This is a genomic window from Planctomycetota bacterium, assembly GCA_016872555.1.
Classification (GTDB): domain Bacteria; phylum Planctomycetota; class Planctomycetia; order Pirellulales; family UBA1268; genus F1-20-MAGs016.
Map to the genome: position 1 here is coordinate 1 of VGZO01000141.1, position 1783 is coordinate 1783.

The following is a 1783-nucleotide window of genomic DNA, read 5'->3' on the forward strand; positions in this document are numbered from 1 at the left end:
TGTGGATGTCGATCACGGGCAGGTCGTCTATCCGTCCCTGGAAGACGTCGCGCTCGTCATGCGCCTGGACGAGCTCGCCCCAGTCGGTGGGCGGGCCGCGGGCCGGCGAGACTGGCGGTGGCTCAAGCGGTTCGCCGAGATGTGTGAGGATCTTCCGGATCGGGCCCGGCTCGGTGATGAACGCGATCAGCCGGATGTCGCCACCGCAGTTGGGGCACTCGAGCGGAAACTCCTCCCCCACCCGGGCCAGAAGCTTGGCCCAGGCAATCCGCGAGGTGTCGTGCGAGCGGGGTTTTTGATGCGCGCCGGAGCAGCCTCCCGTGGCGTGACCGTCGTTTCCATGTCCCCCGATCGTGACCGCGCGTTGCTTGCCGACGTTCCCGATCGCCAGCGACGTGACGGCTTTCCGCAGCCGGTGATTCGGTGCAAACACCCCGTGATACCGATGCCGATGCTTCCGCGGCGGCGGGACGAGATCGGCGAGCCGGTCGAGGAACTCATACGGCGAGAGCTCGACGACGCCGTTCGCCCCCGGCCGCGTGGACTTGCGGCCGCGGCCGGGCCCGACCCAGGTGGCGGCTTTGTGTCTGGGCAGCACGTAGCGGATGCGGGCGATCCGGCAGTCTGGGCCGCGGATCACGGAGAGTCGCTCGAGGGCGAAGGGGGGCCGGGCGCAGTATCGGAGAAGATGTTCGAGACTCCGAAAATAGCTCGGCACATCGCGGTCAACGAGCGTGATCCGGACACTCGCGTCGACTGAAAACCCGCTGTTCTCCCAGGAGAGCATGTCGGCGGCGGCCGCGGCGTCGAGCAGTCGCTGCAAGCGAAACCAGCGGATCACCCGACGGCGCACCCGCTCTGCGAGCACGGCCAGATCGGCCTGGGTGATCGGTCGGGCTGGGATGAACGCCGGCGGGGCGTTGCACGCTGGGTCGTCGGCAGCCGGCACGAAGACGCCGTCGGTCACGCAAGCGTGGAGGTGGACATGGTGGTTGAGCGCCGAACCGAAGCGGTACAGAAAGGAGATGCCACCGAGTCGCGGGCGGGCGGATGCGGGGGCATCGCTCGTGACCCCTGCCGCAGCGCACAGAGTCCGCTCGATCTCGTCAAGAAAAATCTTCGTGACGGGGGCGACGGCTCGGGGTCGGTCGGCGAGAAAGCCCCGCAATCGCTTGGGCACGGAGATCACCCACTGCCGCACGGGTACCGGCGGGATGACGTGATCGGCGAGATGCGCCGCCGTCTGGGCCATGTGGCGGCCGTTGCAGGACGGGCAGACGCCGCGGCCCTTGCAGGAGAAGGCCACGACGAATCCCTGGCCGCATGTTGTGCACCGGCCGCGGGCGAAGCCGAAGCAGAGCAGCCCGCACTCGAGATAGCCGCGGAGCTCGTCCTGGACGTATCCCGGCACGGGCCGCTCGGCAGCTTCCCGCCACTCGAGCCAGCGCTCGAGGTTCTCGGAGATGATTTTGTGGAGCGGCGTCTTCTCGGGCCGACGCCGCTCGTAGCGGCGGGACGCCGCGGGGCCTCCGTGCGGGCGGCGTCGGCTTCGCGCGGGAAACCCTGTGACCGCGGCGACCATGGGCAGACCGGCAGGTGGACGGCGGGAGTCAACGGCCGTACACTATCCGCGGGACAGAGCGGTTCTCCACAGGTCTCACGGAAGACGATCTGCAGACAACTTGATGCGACGTCCAGCCGCTTGAGGCGTTGCGGCGCTGTACTTCCAGCGGTGGCTCGATTCCACGTTGAAGAGGCTTGGGCGGCCTGCGCCGACTTCTGC

The 1783-nt window shown here is 68.5% G+C and carries 1 protein-coding gene; it reads right to left on the reverse strand.

The genetic code is table 11. The annotated features are described in order from the left end of the window. On the reverse strand, positions 1 to 1582 hold a 1582-nt coding region (locus FJ309_17535), incomplete at its 3' end, for a transposase (GenBank protein MBM3956376.1). Positions 1583 to 1783 lie beyond the last annotated feature (201 nt).